The 14,912-nt window shown below is 64.2% G+C and carries 14 protein-coding genes and 1 riboswitch; of the genes, 4 read left to right on the forward strand and 10 right to left on the reverse strand.

Annotated features, from left to right (window positions below; genetic code table 11):
* Positions 1–81: 81 nt before the first annotated feature.
* From lnt to P0D96_RS37005, 7 genes are all read right to left on the reverse strand, one after another.
* Positions 82–1,791, reverse strand: a complete 1,710-nt coding sequence (gene lnt, locus P0D96_RS36975) for an apolipoprotein N-acyltransferase (protein ID WP_408287766.1) — start codon at positions 1,789–1,791, stop codon at positions 82–84.
* A gap of 82 nt (positions 1,792–1,873) precedes the next feature.
* Positions 1,874–2,767 carry a CorC family transporter gene (locus P0D96_RS36980; protein WP_091799238.1) on the reverse strand — a complete coding sequence of 298 codons (894 nt, stop codon included), beginning with the start codon at positions 2,765–2,767 and terminating at the stop codon, positions 1,874–1,876.
* A 201-nt stretch (positions 2,768–2,968) separates the two neighbouring features.
* Positions 2,969–3,670 (reverse strand): gamma-glutamylcyclotransferase, encoded by a 702-nt coding sequence (locus tag P0D96_RS36985; RefSeq protein WP_132373155.1) that lies wholly within the window; start codon positions 3,668–3,670, stop codon positions 2,969–2,971.
* A gap of 49 nt (positions 3,671–3,719) precedes the next feature.
* Positions 3,720–4,181: an rRNA maturation RNase YbeY gene (gene ybeY, locus P0D96_RS36990; protein WP_408318587.1), complete on the reverse strand. Its 462-nt coding sequence runs from the start codon at positions 4,179–4,181 to the stop codon at positions 3,720–3,722.
* Between the two features lie 39 nt (positions 4,182–4,220).
* A complete protein-coding gene (locus tag P0D96_RS36995; protein WP_132373158.1) occupies positions 4,221–5,300 on the reverse strand; it encodes a PhoH family protein in 1,080 nt (359 codons plus the stop codon).
* Positions 5,301–5,347: 47 nt separating this feature from the next.
* The gene (miaB, locus tag P0D96_RS37000; protein ID WP_132373160.1) at positions 5,348–6,721 is read right to left on the reverse strand and encodes a tRNA (N6-isopentenyl adenosine(37)-C2)-methylthiotransferase MiaB; all 1,374 of its coding nucleotides are present in this window, start codon (positions 6,719–6,721) and stop codon (positions 5,348–5,350) included.
* A gap of 140 nt (positions 6,722–6,861) precedes the next feature.
* Positions 6,862–7,845 (reverse strand): LysR family transcriptional regulator, encoded by a 984-nt coding sequence (locus P0D96_RS37005; protein WP_132373162.1) that lies wholly within the window; start codon positions 7,843–7,845, stop codon positions 6,862–6,864.
* Between the two features lie 111 nt (positions 7,846–7,956).
* Here P0D96_RS37005 and P0D96_RS37010 point away from each other — a divergent pair, with 111 nt between their 5' ends.
* The 4 genes from P0D96_RS37010 to ribB all read left to right on the forward strand — a co-directional run bounded on the left by P0D96_RS37010 (position 7,957) and on the right by ribB (position 11,586).
* A complete protein-coding gene (locus P0D96_RS37010) occupies positions 7,957–8,355 on the forward strand; it encodes a VOC family protein (RefSeq protein WP_408318599.1) in 399 nt (132 codons plus the stop codon).
* A gap of 16 nt (positions 8,356–8,371) precedes the next feature.
* Complete coding sequence (locus tag P0D96_RS37015) at positions 8,372–9,538, forward strand: MFS transporter (protein WP_408318589.1); 1,167 nt, start codon at positions 8,372–8,374, stop codon at positions 9,536–9,538.
* 188 nt (positions 9,539–9,726) lie between these two features.
* Positions 9,727–10,416: a helix-turn-helix domain-containing protein gene (locus P0D96_RS37020; protein ID WP_132373166.1), complete on the forward strand. Its 690-nt coding sequence runs from the start codon at positions 9,727–9,729 to the stop codon at positions 10,414–10,416.
* A gap of 119 nt (positions 10,417–10,535) precedes the next feature.
* Positions 10,536–10,719, forward strand: a riboswitch (FMN riboswitch).
* Positions 10,720–10,866: 147 nt separating this feature from the next.
* On the forward strand, positions 10,867–11,586 hold the full coding sequence (gene ribB, locus P0D96_RS37025; RefSeq protein ID WP_408318591.1) for a 3,4-dihydroxy-2-butanone-4-phosphate synthase: 720 nt from the start codon (positions 10,867–10,869) through the stop codon (positions 11,584–11,586).
* Positions 11,587–11,702: 116 nt separating this feature from the next.
* Here the strand turns inward: ribB and P0D96_RS37030 are convergent, their stop codons facing one another.
* The 3 genes from P0D96_RS37030 to glpK form a co-directional block, all read right to left on the reverse strand.
* The gene (locus tag P0D96_RS37030; RefSeq protein ID WP_408318593.1) at positions 11,703–12,389 is read right to left on the reverse strand and encodes an HAD family hydrolase; all 687 of its coding nucleotides are present in this window, start codon (positions 12,387–12,389) and stop codon (positions 11,703–11,705) included.
* Positions 12,390–12,537: 148 nt separating this feature from the next.
* Positions 12,538–13,251, reverse strand: coding sequence for an MIP/aquaporin family protein (locus P0D96_RS37035; protein WP_132373170.1), 714 nt, complete (start codon positions 13,249–13,251; stop codon positions 12,538–12,540).
* Between the two features lie 86 nt (positions 13,252–13,337).
* Positions 13,338–14,837 carry a glycerol kinase GlpK gene (glpK, locus tag P0D96_RS37040; RefSeq protein ID WP_408181106.1) on the reverse strand — a complete coding sequence of 500 codons (1,500 nt, stop codon included), beginning with the start codon at positions 14,835–14,837 and terminating at the stop codon, positions 13,338–13,340.
* Between the last annotated feature and the right edge of the window lie 75 nt (positions 14,838–14,912).

A 14,912-nucleotide genomic window follows, 5' to 3' on the forward strand; every position in this document is an offset into this window, starting at 1 on the left:
TTGCGGCGTTTTTTGTTGACTCGATTCACGCGCGCCGCTTTTCATATTGGCGACGCGCGATCGAGGCGGTTTAATCGCGGCTTATCGCTTGCCGTTGCGGCGCCGCGTAATGCCGGGGCCGAACGCAAAGCCGAACGCCAGCAGCAGCAAGGAAACCGCCAGCACGGTGTTATTGCCGCTCGTGATGTAAGGCGTCCTGCCCGCGGTGCCTTGCACGGTGACGTCGAGCGAGCCGATCGTGTACGGAGTGAGGCGTCCGAGCACCTTGCCGTTCGCATCGATCGCGGCCGTCATGCCGGTGTTGGTCGCGCGCAGCATCGGACGGCCGGTTTCCAGCGAACGCATGCGCGCGATCTGCAGATGCTGGTCGAGCGCAATCGTGTCGCCGAACCAGGCCAGATTGGTCGAATTGATCAGCACGCCGGCCGGCGTATCGCTTTCGCGGATGGTCCGCGCAATCTCTTCGCCGAAAATGTCCTCGTAGCAGATGTCCACGGCGACCGGCTGGTTATGCACGATGAACGGCTTCTGCACCGGCGCGCCACGGAAGAAATCGCCGAGCGGAATGCTCATCAGGTTGACGAACCAGCGGAAGCCCCACGGCACGAATTCGCCGAACGGCACGAGATGGTGTTTGTCGTAGCGGTACACATCGCGCGTGCCGGGCGTGACGCCGAACAGGCTGTTCGTATAGTCGATCACCTGGCCTTCCGGCGTGATGGTGCCCCCGATCGCGCCGAACAGGATCGCGGTGCCCGTCGAGTCCGAGAAGTTGCGCACCGCCGAGGCGAAGGGCGCCGGCAATTGCTGCGCAAGCACCGGTATGGCGGTTTCCGGCGTGACGATCAGATCGGCCGGCTTCGAGGTGATCATTTGCTGATACTGATCGATCGCGGCGCGCATGCCGGATTCCTCGAACTTCATTTCCTGTTTGACGTTCCCTTGCAGCAGGCGCACGGTCAGCGGCGCGTTGGCCGGCACGGTCCATTGCACGAGCGGCAGCAGCAGGCCGGCTGCGACCAGCGCCAGCGCGATTGCGCCCGGCACGACGACGCGCGCCACGCCGGGTTTCGCGCCGTTGCCGTTGCGGCTGGCATCGGCGCTCTGGTCCGGTTTGCGCGAGGACAGCAACGCTAGCACCGCTTGCACAATTAGCGCGGCCACCAGCGCCAACATCCAGCCGACGCCGTACACGCCTGCCACCGGCGCAAAACCGGCGAACGGGCCGTCCACTTGAGCGTAACCGCTCGCGAGCCACGGGAAGCCCGTGAACACCGTGCCGCGCAACCATTCGCCGATCGCCCACGCGCTCGCGAACGCCAGCGCGCCATGCCAGGTCGGCGAAAACGGCGTGTCGTCGGCGGCGGCGCCGTTGCGCGCGTGACCCGCGCAGAACGACCAGACGCCCGCCGCCAGCGCCGGATAAACCGCCAGATACAGCGAGAACAGCACGACGGCCGCGGCGGCGAGCGGCGCGGCCATGCCGCCGTAGAAATGCATGCTGACGTAGAGCCACCATACGCCGGTCACAAAGTTGCCAAAGCCGAACGCGCCGCCTGTCAGCGCCGCGCTTTTCCAGCCGGTGGTGCGCGTGAGCCAAGCGAAGAAGAACGCGAAGATCGCGAGTTCGAGCCAGCCGCCGTGCGGCGTCGGCGCGAACGAGAGCGTATTGGCCGCGCCCGCGGCCAGCGCGACGAGATAGTGCCAGCGAGGCAGCGTGCGGCTGCGGGTTTGCTCGGCGGTAGAAGCGTTCACGCCGCGGCGCGAACGGGAAGTCATCGGGTCGGCCATTGTTGCGCGGTCGGCGTGAGAGGTTGAAAAGCGGGTTGAAAAGCGAGTTGAAGAAGCGAAGAAAGAACCGGCCGGGACCGGCTCAGGTCTGCACGTGCTGCGCTTCGCGCTCGCGCTGGCCGGCGAGCGGATCGCGGCGCACCAGCAGCATGTGAATCTGGCGGGCGTCGCCGCGCAGAATCTCGAAGATCAGATCGTCGAGGCGGACTTTTTCGCCACGATGCGGCACCCGTCCGAAGTGATGCGTGACAAGTCCGCCGATCGTGTCGACTTCATCGTCCGAGTAGTGGGTGCCGAAGGCCTCGTTGAACTGTTCGATTTCGGTCAGCGCGCGCACGCGGAAGCGTCCGTCGGGCGAGGCGATGATGTTGCCGCTTTCCTCGTCGAAATCGTATTCGTCTTCGATATCGCCGACGATCTGCTCCAGCACGTCTTCAATCGTGATCAGGCCGGCCACGCCGCCGTATTCGTCGACCACCACCGCGAGGTGATTGCGATTCACACGGAAGTCGTGCAGCAGCACGTTCAGGCGCTTCGATTCGGGGATGAACACGGCGGGGCGCAACATGCCGCGCACGTCGAACTCTTCTTCGGCGTAGTAGCGCAGCAGATCTTTGGCCAGCAGCACGCCGATGATGTTGTCGCGGTTGCCCTCGTAGACCGGATAGCGCGAGTGCGCTTTTTCCAGCACGTAGGGGATGAATTCGGCGGGATTGTCGGCGATGTTGATCGCGTCCATTTGCGCACGCGGCACCATGATGTCGCGCGCGCTCAATTCGGACACCTGGAATACGCCTTCGATCATCGACAGCGAGTCGGCGTCGATCAGGTTGCGCTCGTGCGCGTCCTGCAGAATTTCCAGAAGTTCGGCGCGCGAGTCGGGCTCAGGCGAGATGAAGTCGGTCAGACGCTCGAGGAGTGAGCGTTTTTCCTGCGGTTTGTCGGTTTGGCGTCGACTGGGATACGTGTCGTTCATGGTAGTGCGCCCGGCAAGACTGGGCGCGCTGTTGCAGAGCATTAAGGATACACCAGGCACATGGCAGGACCGTGTCCCGCCCGGCTGGGCGATGAGTGAAGCTGGGGTGAAGCGGCTCCGCCGTGAGGGCAGGCGTAGGTCAATCCTAACTGATTACGCGCGGAAAAGCGTTTCCAGGAAAAAAAGCGCCGTTCGTGACAGTTATTTCCGGTCTGCTTTCTGGGCTGCTTTTAAGTCTGCTTCACGCCTCTCCTCGCGACACCGTTCGAGCAGCGCTTCGAGCGCGCGGTCAGGCATGCCGCTCTCACGCAGCGCATGGACCGTGCGGCTGACGTAGTCGAGCGTGGTGCCGTAGCGACCGCTCGCACAGCCGAACACGGTTTTGACGACGTCGTCGCGCAGCTTGCCGGTGTAGCTCGGCACGTCGCGGCGCATCACGAAGGCGAGCGCATCGACGCGCCGGCCGTCGGCGAGCACGCACGGCAGCCACGCCGGGCGGTATGAACCCATCGCCATTTCGCGACGCCAGAGTGCTTCGAGATGCGGCATCGAGCCTTCGGCCGCGAGCCGGAATGCGATGCCGGTGCACGAACCGCCGCGATCGAGCGCCAGCACGAGACCCGGCTGCTCGGGCGTGCCGCGATTCACGCGCGACCACAGGTAGAGCCCGCGGTGATAACCGTGGACCCTCGATCGGGTGGCTTCGACGGTGGGCAGGCCGGGATTCCAGATCAGCGAACCATAGCCGAACAGCCACAGGTCGCTCTTGCGGTCCCAGTCGCGCAACGTGCATTCGAGCGACGCGCGCAGTTCCTCGTCCGTCAGGAGCCGCGATTCGCCGAGTGCCGGCGGATAGTCCGGGCAGGGCGTTCGGGTGTCGGCTTCGGGGGAAGAGGTGCTCACGATGGGTTTTGAACAGGTTGGACGTTTGCGACGTGCGGGTGATCGACGCCTACTGGTAGGGATCGGGAAAACCGAGCTTGGCGAGGATTTCCGTTTCGATCGCTTCCATTTCCTCGGCTTCTTCCTCGACTTCGTGGTCGTAGCCCTGGGCGTGGAGCGTGCCGTGCACGAGCAGATGCGCGTAGTGCGCGATGAGCGGCTTGCCCTGCTCGGCGGCTTCTTTCTCGACCACCGGACAGCACAGGATCAGGTCGCCCGTCACCGGATCGTCTTCCGATTCGGCGTACGCGAAGGTCAGCACGTTGGTCGAATAATCCTTGCCGCGATAGGTGCGGTTCAGCGTGCGGCCTTCTTCGGCATCGACGAAACGCACCGTCAGTTCGCCGTCCGCGAAGAGGGCCGCCTTGATCCAGCCGGCCACCGTGGCGCGCGGCAGCAGCGCCTTGTGTTCCGGCCAGGTCTTGGCGGCGGGGAATTGCAGATTCAACGTCAATTTCGGGGCGCGGCTCATGCGGTTTCGTTGTAGTGCGTTCGTTGCGGCTGCGGGCGCTTAGCGCGAATCCGCCGGACTGGCGGTTTTCTGCGAATGCGCATCGTACGCCTCCACAATTCGCGCGACCAGCGGATGCCGCACCACGTCCGCGCTGGTAAAGCGCGTGAGCGCAATGCCGCGCACGTCGGCCAGCACCTGTTGCGCTTCGATCAGCCCGCTCTTGTGGCCGCGCGGCAAGTCGACCTGAGTCGTGTCGCCGGTGACCACCGCCTTCGAGCCGAAGCCGATCCGCGTGAGGAACATCTTCATCTGTTCGGGCGTGGTGTTCTGCGCCTCGTCGAGGATGATGAACGCGTGGTTCAGCGTGCGGCCGCGCATGTACGCGAGCGGCGCGATTTCGATCATCTGCCGCTCGAACATCTTGGCGGTCTTGTCGAAGCCGAGCAGGTCGTACAGCGCGTCGTACAAAGGACGCAGATACGGATCGACTTTTTGCGCCAGATCGCCCGGCAGAAAGCCGAGACGCTCGCCCGCTTCGACAGCCGGACGGGTCAGCACGATGCGCTTGACCTGATCGCGTTCGAGCGCGTCCACCGCGCAAGCCACCGCGAGATAGGTCTTGCCGGTGCCGGCCGGGCCGATGCCGAAGGTCACGTCGTGCGAGATGATCTGCTTCAGATACTCGCGCTGCGCCGGCGTGCGGCCGCGCAGGTCGGCGCGCCGCGTGTACAGCTTCGGGCCGAGTTCTTCGAGGTCGTCGTCGCCGGCGTCGGCGGGCTGGTCGAACGGATGATCCGGATTGCCGGGGAAACGCGCGTCGCCCGCCGCGTCGCTATGACCATTGCCATTGCCGTTCGTGCGATGGCGCGCCGGGTGGCGCACTTCGACGAGCGCGAGCTGGATGTCGTCGACCGACAGCGGCTCGCGGGCATTGTTGTAGAAGTTCTCGAGCGCGGTGAGCGCGAGTTTCGCGCCGCGCCCGCGAATCGTGATGCGGTGGCCACGGCGTTGCAGCGTCACGTCGAGCGCCTGCTCGATCTGGCGCAAATTTTCGTCGAGCGGGCCGCAGAGGTTGGCGAGCCGCGCGTTGTCTTCGCGCGGTGCGGTGAATTCCAGATGCTGCTGAGTGGTCTTCAAGGCGGTGGGTCGATCCTGTCGGTTTCGCTACGCGCGTTGGCGTCGCTTTAATGGGTCGTGGCCGGAGCGTCGTCATGAACCAGCACGAGCTCGCCACGTAGCGAATGTGGGTACGCATGGACGATTTTCACGTCGACCATCTGGCCGATCAGCCTTGCGTGCGACGCCACCGGTGCCGGGAAATTCACCACCCGGTTGTTCTCGGTGCGGCCGGCGAGTTCGTTCGGATCTTTGCGCGCCGGGCGCTCGACCAGTATGCGCTCGATCTTGCCGACCATCGAATCGCTGATGCGCTGCACGTTTTCCTCGATGGTGGCCTGCAAATGTTGCAGACGCTTGAGCTTCACTTCACGCGGCGTGTCGTCGTGCAGATTCGCGGCCGGCGTGCCGGGGCGCGGGCTGTAGATGAACGAGAAGCTGGTGTCGTACTTCATCTCGTGCACGAGCGCCATCATCTTGTCGAAGTCTTCTTCCGTCTCGCCGGGGAAGCCGACGATCATGTCGGTGGAGAGCGACAGGTCAGGGCGGATCGCGCGCAGCTTGCGGATCACGGATTTGTATTCGAGCACGGTGTAGCCGCGCTTCATGGCCATCAGGATGCGGTCCGAGCCGTGCTGCACCGGCAGATGCAGGTGGCTGACGAGCTTGGGCACCTTCGCGTAGGTGTCGATCAGGCGCTGCGTGAATTCCTTCGGATGCGACGTGGTGTAGCGAATCCGTTCGATGCCCGGAATGTCCGCGACATATTCGATCAGCGTGGCGAAATCGGCGATGTCCGACGAACCCAGCGTGAGACCGGCGCGGTAGGCGTTCACGTTCTGGCCGAGCAGCGTGACTTCGCGCACGCCCTGGTCGGCGAGGCCGGCGATTTCGGTCAGCACGTCGTCGAGCGGCCGCGATACTTCTTCACCGCGCGTGTACGGCACGACGCAATAGCTGCAGTACTTGCTGCAGCCTTCCATGATCGACACGAACGCGCTCGGGCCGTCGACGCGAGCCGGCGGCAGGTGATCGAACTTTTCGATTTCCGGGAACGAGATGTCGACTTGCGCGCGGCCGCTTTCGCGGCGCTTGTCGATCATTTGCGGCAGTCGGTGCAGCGTTTGCGGACCGAACACCAGATCGACGTACGGTGCGCGCGCCACGATCGCCGCGCCTTCCTGACTCGCCACGCAACCGCCCACGCCGATGATCAGATTCGGATTCGCTTCCTTCAGCTCGCGCACGCGGCCGAGGTCGGAGAACACTTTTTCCTGCGCTTTTTCGCGCACCGAGCACGTGTTGAACAGAATGACGTCCGCGTCTTCCGGCGTGTCGGTCTTCACGAGCCCTTCAGCCGCGCCGAGTACGTCGACCATCTTGTCGGAGTCGTACTCGTTCATCTGGCAGCCAAAGGTCTTTACATAAACTTTCTTGGTCATCGAATTTCGCCGGTCGCAGTGGTTAACCTGGGGGCGTCGTTTAAAAGGTGAACAGGGGCGAAACGTGCGAGCGGGCCGCGGGGCGGCGCTTCAGGCCACTATCGGGCAGCGTCGGGGCACGTTTGCAGCGTAGCTCGTTATTATAGCCCTTCGCGCGACGCGGTTTCCCCGGTTGCCTGGCCGTGTGGCCCGTCCGGCGGCAAGCCCAACAGACCTTCCAGTTCGTCCGACACCTGCGCAAAACGCTCGCTCAGGAAATCCAGCAGCACGCGCACGCGCGGCGCCATGAAGCGGTTGCGATGGTAGAGCGCGTGCAGCGGCGCGTCCGGATAACGCCATTCCGGCAGCAGGATCTTCAGGCCGTCGGCACGCAGATCCGCCTCCACGTCCCACATCGACTTGATCGCGATGCCGTAGCCGCGCAGCGCCCATTCGCGGGCGACGGCACCGTCATTGGTCTCGCGGGCGGCTTCGAACGGCACGGTGTAGTGCTGCACCTCGTCGCCGCGCGTGAAGCGCCACTCGTTCGCCAGCCCGGAGGCGGTGCCCAGCACGATGCAGTCGAAATTGGCGAGGTCGTGCGGATCCTTTGGTTCGCCCTTGCGAGCGATGTAGTCCGGCGACGCGCACAGCACGCGCCGGTTCGGCGCCAGCTTGCGGGCGACCAGCGAGCTGTCCTGCGGCACACCGAAGCGGATCGCCAGATCGATGTCCTCCTGCACCAGATTCGACAGCGAGTCCGACAACGTCAGCGCGAAGGTCACTTCCGGATACAGCGCGTTGAATTCGTCGAGCCAGTGCATCAGCAGATTGCGGCCGAAATCCGAGGTCGCCGAGACCCGCACCTTGCCACGCACCACGCCCTGGCCGGCTTGCAGGGCGGCTTCGGCGTCGTCGAGCGATTGCAGCGCCTGACGGCAGCAATTCAGGTAGAGACGGCCTTCGTCGGTGAGCCTGAGTTGGCGGGTGGTGCGCTCGAACAGGCGCGCTTTGAGGCCGGCTTCGAGTTTGGCCAGGCGGGCGCTGGCGGCGGCCGGCGTCAGACCCATCTTGCGGCCGGCCGCAGACAGGCTGCCCTGCTGCGCGGCCTCAACAAACAGACGGATGTCACCGAGGTTGTCCATGGCGAATCTTTCAAAAGAGATTTGAAAATGCTTCAAATGCTACGCCAATTATCAAATCGACACTCAGCCTCGACAATTGCGGTCATGGAAAACCCTGATTCCGCCCAAGCCATGCAACTCGATCACGCGACGATCGTCACCGCCGAGCTCGACTCCGCCCGACGCTTTTTCGTCGATGTCGCCGGGCTGACCCAAGGCGCGCGTCCGCCGTTTTCGATCGACGGCTACTGGCTATACGCGAACGGCCGCCCGCTGATTCACCTGATCGACGCAACGGTGCCCGCCGCGACCGGTCGGACGGCGCCGCGTATCGACCACATCGCCTTCCGGCTGGAGAGCGCCGCCGAATGGCGGGCGCTGCTCGGTCGCCTGCATGCGCACGGCGTCGATTACCAAACCGCCTATGTGCCGCAGATGGGGCCGCAGGAGGCTCAGGCGCAACTATTCGTGGCGCTCGCGCCGGGCGTCGTCGTCGAATTCGTGACGGCGCTGCATCACGCTCAACCTTAAATCCTGGAGTAGAAAAATGCCCATTCCATTACTGGCGTTGGCGATCAGCGCCTTCGCGATCGGCACGACGGAATTCGTCATCATGGGCCTGCTGCCCGAGGTCGCGCACGATCTGGCGGTGTCGATTCCGTCGGCGGGCTTGCTGGTGAGCGGCTACGCGCTCGGCGTCGCGGTCGGCGCGCCGCTGCTCGCGGTGCTGACCAGCAAGATGCCGCGCAAGCTGGCGTTGCAGTTGCTGATGGGCGTGTTCATCGTCGGCAATACGCTGTGCGCGATTGCGTCCAGCTATTCCGTGCTGATGATCGCGCGCGTGGTGACGTCGTTCGCGCACGGGTCGTTCTTCGGCATCGGCGCGGTGGTGGCGGCTTCGCTCGTGCCGGCCGAAAAGCGCGCCAGCGCGATTGCGCTCATGTTCACCGGCCTGACACTGGCGAACGTGCTCGGCGTGCCGTTTGGCACGTTCGTCGGCCAGGAGTTCGGCTGGCGCGCGGCGTTCTGGATCGTCAGCGCGTTCGGCGTGCTGTCGCTCGTGGGCGTTACGGCGCTTGTGCCGAATCGTCATGACGCCGCTCCGGTCGGCCTCGGTCACGAAGTGCGTGTGTTGAAGGACCCGCAAGTCTGGACCGCGCTCGCGATGACGGTGCTCGGCTTCGGCGGCGTGTTCGTGGTGTTCACCTATATCGCGCCGATTCTGGAGCAGGTGAGCGGCTTCTCGCCGCGCGGCGTCACGCTAATTCTGGTGTTGTTCGGCGTGGGCCTGACGATCGGTAATACGGTGGGCGGCAAGCTGGCGGACCGCGCGCTGATGCCTTCGCTGATGGGCATTCTGGTCGCGCTCGCGGTGGTGATGGCGATCTTTGCGCGCACCAGCCATTCGCAGATTGCAGCGGCGGTCACTATCTTCGTGTGGGGCATTGCTGCGTTCGCCACCGTGCCGCCCTTGCAGATGCGTGTGGTCGAAAAAGCGGCTGCGGCGCCGAATCTGGCTTCGACGTTGAACATCGGTGCGTTCAACGTTGGCAATGCGGGCGGCGCGTGGCTCGGCGGTCTGGTGATCAATCACGGTCATTCGCTCGATACCTTGCCGTGGGTGGCGGCCGGAGTCAGCGTGGCGGCGTTGCTATTGACGTGGTTCGCTGCGCGTATGGATGCGCCGGCAGCGACGGTGGCGCAGCGGGCGTGAGGGCAAATGAGGCCGTGAATCGCCCGCGCCCGTGCCCTTATGAAAAATTCGCACAAGCATTGCGGAAAACGTCCTCCGCAATGCTGATAACAGTGTGAAGATAACTTCGTTGGGCGCGGCGGGGCGCGATGCTATCTTGCTTCCACTAACCGTTTGCCCGCCGTCCGGCGGCGCTCCTGGAGGCAATCATGCATTCCCCGCTTGCGCTGGTTCGCGATCCCACGGCTGACACCGATGCGTCGCCGCGTGCCGCTGAACCCTTCGATGCACTCGAACATCTCGTCGGCGTGAATCTCGCCCGTTTGCGCGCCGAGCGGCAACTGTCGCTCGACGCTTTGGCCCGCGCGTCAGGCGTGTCGCGCGCGATGCTCGCGCAGATCGAGTCGGCGCGCAGCGTGCCGTCCATCAAGGTGCTATGCAAAGTGGCGGCCGCGTTGAAGGTGTCGGTGGCGGCCTTTTTGCGGCGCCATGCCACCAACGGCTTCGAGCATTTGCCGGCGGAGCGCTCGTCGCGCGTCGTCAGTTCGAATGGACGCTATTCCGCCCGGCCGCTTTATCCTGACGCCGAGCCGACCGCCGCCGAGTTTCACGAGTTGCGGATCGCGCCGTTGCACACCGAAGCCGGGACGCGCCGCGCGCCGGGCACGACGGTGAATCTGGTGGTGAGCGAGGGCACGCTGGAAGTCAGCGTGCACGATCAACGCCAGTTGCTGGCCACCGGCGACGCGATCGTGTTCGACGCCGACCAGCCGCATAGCCTGCGCAATCCCGGCGACACGGAAGCGCGCGCGTTTCGCGTCACGCTGAAGGCGGAAACGCCGCCGCGCTGGGACGTGCCCGCGCACCACGAGCCGCAGCGCGAGGCCGCGCCGGTTTGACCGGCATCGTTTGCGGACCGATGTGGTCGGAGTCAGAGATTTCCGTCTGATCAGTAGGGTTGCGCTGCACGTGCGGCGCGACTGTTGTATGCTTTGCCAGCCGGTCGATCCGGCAATCAGTGCGTCTTCAGGGCGGGGTGAAATTCCCCACCGGCGGTAGGCCGGCAACGCGAAAGCGTGAGCCGGTGAGCCCGCGAGCGCCCACGTAGTGCGGTCTTCCGAACAGGAAAGACTGAAGTGGGGTCAGCAGATCTGGTGAGAAGCCAGAGCCGACGGTTAGAGTCCGGATGGAAGAAGATGTGCAGATAGTCATGTTCGTTTCCGTGGCGCCGCTTGCAGGTTGAGGCGGTGCGCGAGCGTCGCTTTGCGCGGCGTTCAACGGCGCGTCTTTGTCTGTTTGCAATGCCCTGAAACGTTTCTCGCCCAACTTTTGCGATGAGCGTTTCAATCATGACCTTTGCTACTTTTCCTGCTCCGTCGACGATTGCGGATAGCGCATTCCTCGATCTCCCGTTGCTCGACACCGAAGCCGTTCCGCCGCGTATCGCCGCCGCGTTGCAAGCCATGCGCGATGGCCGCGCCGTCGTTCTGCAAGACGACCACGACCGTGAGAACGAAGCCGATCTGATCGTTTCCGCCGAGCGTCTGACCGTCGAAACTATGGCGTTGCTGATCCGCGAATGCAGCGGCATCGTGTGCCTGTGTTTGCCCGACGAGAAAATCCGCGCGCTCGAACTGCCGCCGATGGCTGTCAACAACGAAAGCCGTCACGGCACCGCGTTCACGGTTTCGATCGAAGCACGCGACGGCGTGACCACCGGCGTGTCCGCGCTCGATCGCGTGACGACGATTCGCGCCGCGATCGCCGACACGGCGAAGCCCGCCGACATCGTGCGCCCTGGCCATGTGTTCCCGTTGCGTGCGCAACCCGGCGGCGTGCTGGCGCGTCGCGGCCATACCGAAGGCACGGTCGATCTTGCGATTCTCGCGGGTTTGAAACCGGCTGGCGTGCTGTGCGAACTGATGAACCCGGACGGCACGATGACGCGCGGCGCCGAGGTGGAGCGCTTCGCCGCGCAACACAATCTGCCGATGCTGACCATCGCCGAACTGGTGGAGTTTCGTCAGGCGCTGGCGCAGGCGCGCGAATGCGTGGCTGACGAGGCTTGATGGGCGAGGCGTGCGCGCGTGTGAAATGAGGCGCGCACTCGCTTGCAGCGCTGATGCGAAAAAGCCGGCTGTTTTCAGCCGGCTTTTCTGTTGCCGCAAGCCGTTGGTGCGAACGGTTACGACTGCACGTCGCCGAACTCGCCGCGTACGCCCGCTTCGACCAGCGCGGGCAATTCATCCATATGCTGCATGATGCGCGTCATGCCCATCTTGCGCAGCGCGTCCGCGTAGCCATCGGGAATATGGCTCGCGCCGACGAAAGCGATCGTCTTCATCCCCGCCGCGCGCGCGGCATTCAAACCGGCCACGCTGTCTTCCACCACGACGCATCGTGACGGTTCCACGCCCAGCGTCTTCGCGGCGAACAGATAGACATCGGGATAGGGCTTCGGCCGCGCCACCTGTTCCGCGCTGAAAATGCGTTCGCCGAAAATCTGCTGCAGACCGGCGCGCCGCACCGACGCATTCACGCGCGCCATGCGGCTGTTCGATACGACGGCGGCCGGCAACGTGACGCGGCGCAGCGCATCGCGCACGCCGTTGATCGGGCTGAGCGAAGCCGCGAGTTCGAGCTCGACGTTGTGCTCGATGGTGTCGAAAAAATTCGCGGGCAGCGTGATATCGAACGACTTCTCGATGCCTTCGAGAAAGCGCGACGTTTGCTGGCCGAAGGCCGTCTTGACGATGGGTTCGAAGTCGAGGCCGGGGAAGGTGGCGGTCAGCGTTTCGAGCATCACTCGGTCAGCGATGATTTCGCTGTCGACGAGCACGCCGTCGCAGTCACAGATGAGGTGGTCGATCATGCCTGGAAACGGAAAGCGAAGCGCATGGGAAAGGCAATTGCAAGCTCATGCGCGGAGAGTGAAAGCATCATGATACGTGCTTTGGCGCCGCGTGAGCGCGCCGCCGCTTTCCGTCGATGCTCAGGCGCGTTTTATCTGCGCGCCCAACTCAATGCACATGCAGGTACAGATACAGACACGCTGCCGCCGCACCGCCCAGCAACGGACCGCAAACCGGAATCCACGCATAGTGCCAGTCGCTGTCGCGCTTGCCCGGAATCGGCAGCAGCGCGTGCATCAAACGCGGCGACAGGTCACGAGCGGGGCTCATCGCGTAACCGGTCGGGCCGCCGAGCGAGATGCCGATGCCGAGAACCAGCAGGCCGACCGGCAGCGCGTCGAGCGCGCCGAGACCGACTTGCGGCGAAGCCAGATACAGCACACCCAGAATCAGCACGAAGGTGGCGATCATTTCGGTGAGCAGGTTGTGCGGCACGCTGCGAATCGCGGGCGAGGTGCAGAACACGCCGAGCTTCACGTCGGCGTCGCCTTCTTTCGCGAAGTGCTGGCGATACGCCATCCACACGAGCAGCGCGCCGGCCATGCCGCCGAGCATCTGCGCCGCGATATAGCCGGGCACCTTGGCCCACGCGAACTTGCCGGCCAGTGCGAGGCTGATGGTCACGACGGGATTCAGGTGAGCGCCGCTGAAGGACGCGGTGACGTAGACGGCGATGAACACGGCCATCGCCCAGCCCATGACGATCACGATCAGGTCGGCGCCTTTGCCTTTGGTGCGCGCGAGCAGCACGTTGGCGACGGCGCCGTCGCCGAGCAGCACCACAAGTGCCGTGCCGATGAATTCAGCAATGTAAGGAGACATCGTTGGTTATCCGAAATATAGTTGTTAGGGAAGCCGCCGGATAAGCGGCTTCTTTATTGTCGAAAGAGAAGGGGTAAAAGACGCGCTCAGGGCGTATCGGCCCAGGCCTTCGCGGCGCGGATCGCGCGCTTCCAGCCGTCGAGGCATTCCTTGACGTCGGCGTGCGGCAGGGCCGGTGTGAAGCGGCGGTCGAGCTTCCATTGGTTTTGCAGTTCGTCGACGTCTTTCCAATAACCCACCGCGAGACCGGCCAGATAAGCCGCGCCCAACGCGGTCGTTTCCGATACCTGCGGGCGCACCGCATCGACGCCGAGAATGTCGGCCTGGAACTGCATTAGCAGATTGTTCGCGCACGCGCCACCGTCCACGCGCAATTCGCCGATGCGAATGCCGGAGTCGGCTTCCATCGCCTTCAACACGTCGAGCGACTGATAGGCGATCGAGTCGAGCGCGGCGCGCGCGATATGCGCGGAGGTCGTGCCGCGCGTCACGCCGAACAGCGTGCCGCGAGCACGCGCATTCCAGTGCGGCGCGCCGAGTCCGGCGAAGGCGGGCACCAGATACACGCCGTCGCAATGCGGCACGCTGCGCGCCAGCGTTTCGATCTCAGCGGCGTTCTTGATGATGCCGAGGCCGTCGCGCAGCCATTGCACCACGGCGCCGCCGATGAAGATGCTGCCTTCGAGCGCGTAATTGATCTGGTCGCCGATCTGCCAGGCAATCGTGGTGACGAGATTGTTCTTCGATTCGATCGGCTTGTCGCCAGTGTTCATTACGAGGAAGCAGCCCGTGCCGTAGGTGTTCTTCACCATGCCCGACTCCGTGCACATCTGGCCGAAGAGGGCGGCGTGCTGGTCGCCGGCGATGCCCGCGAGCGGAATCTTCGAAGCGAACACGGTGGTCTTGGTCGGCCCGTACACTTCCGACGAAGCCCGCACTTCCGGCAGCATGCTGCGCGGAATGTCGAGCGCCTCGAGCAGTTCGTCGTCCCACTTCAGCGAGTGGATGTTGAAGAGCATTGTGCGCGACGCGTTGGTGACGTCGGTGACGTGCAGGCCGCCCTTGGTGAAATTCCACACCAGCCAACTGTCGACGGTGCCGAACGCGAGGCGGCCCTGTTTGGCTTTTTCGCGCGCGCCTTCGACGTTATCGAGAATCCAGCGGATCTTGGTCGCCGAGAAGTACGAGTCGATCGGCAGGCCGGTTTTGGCGCGGACTTTCTCTTCGAGGCCCTGTTCCTTCAGCTGGTCGCAAAAGTCGGCGGTGCGGCGGTCCTGCCAGACGATCGCGTTGTAGATCGGATGGCCGGTTTCTCGATCCCACACGATGGTGGTTTCGCGCTGATTGGTGATGCCGATCGCGGCGATCGATGTGCCGTTCATGCCGGCGCGCGTCACGGCTTCGGCGGCGACGCCGGCCTGGGTCGACCAGATTTCCTGCGGATCGTGTTCGACCCAGCCCGGACGCGGATAGATTTGCTGGAATTCCTTTTGAGCGGTCGACACGATATTGCCGAGCCGGTCGAACAGCATCGCGCGCGAGCTGGTGGTGCCTTGGTCAAGCGCGAGGATGTACTGGTCCTGCATTGTCTCTTCTCCATGCGTTTTATGAATCGCCGGACGGATAGCCGGCGACGGGAACGGCTTGTTGTTTTAAGCGGG

The organism is Paraburkholderia sp. RL17-347-BIC-D, assembly GCF_046027915.1.
In the GTDB taxonomy this organism is placed as follows: Bacteria; Pseudomonadota; Gammaproteobacteria; order Burkholderiales; family Burkholderiaceae; genus Paraburkholderia.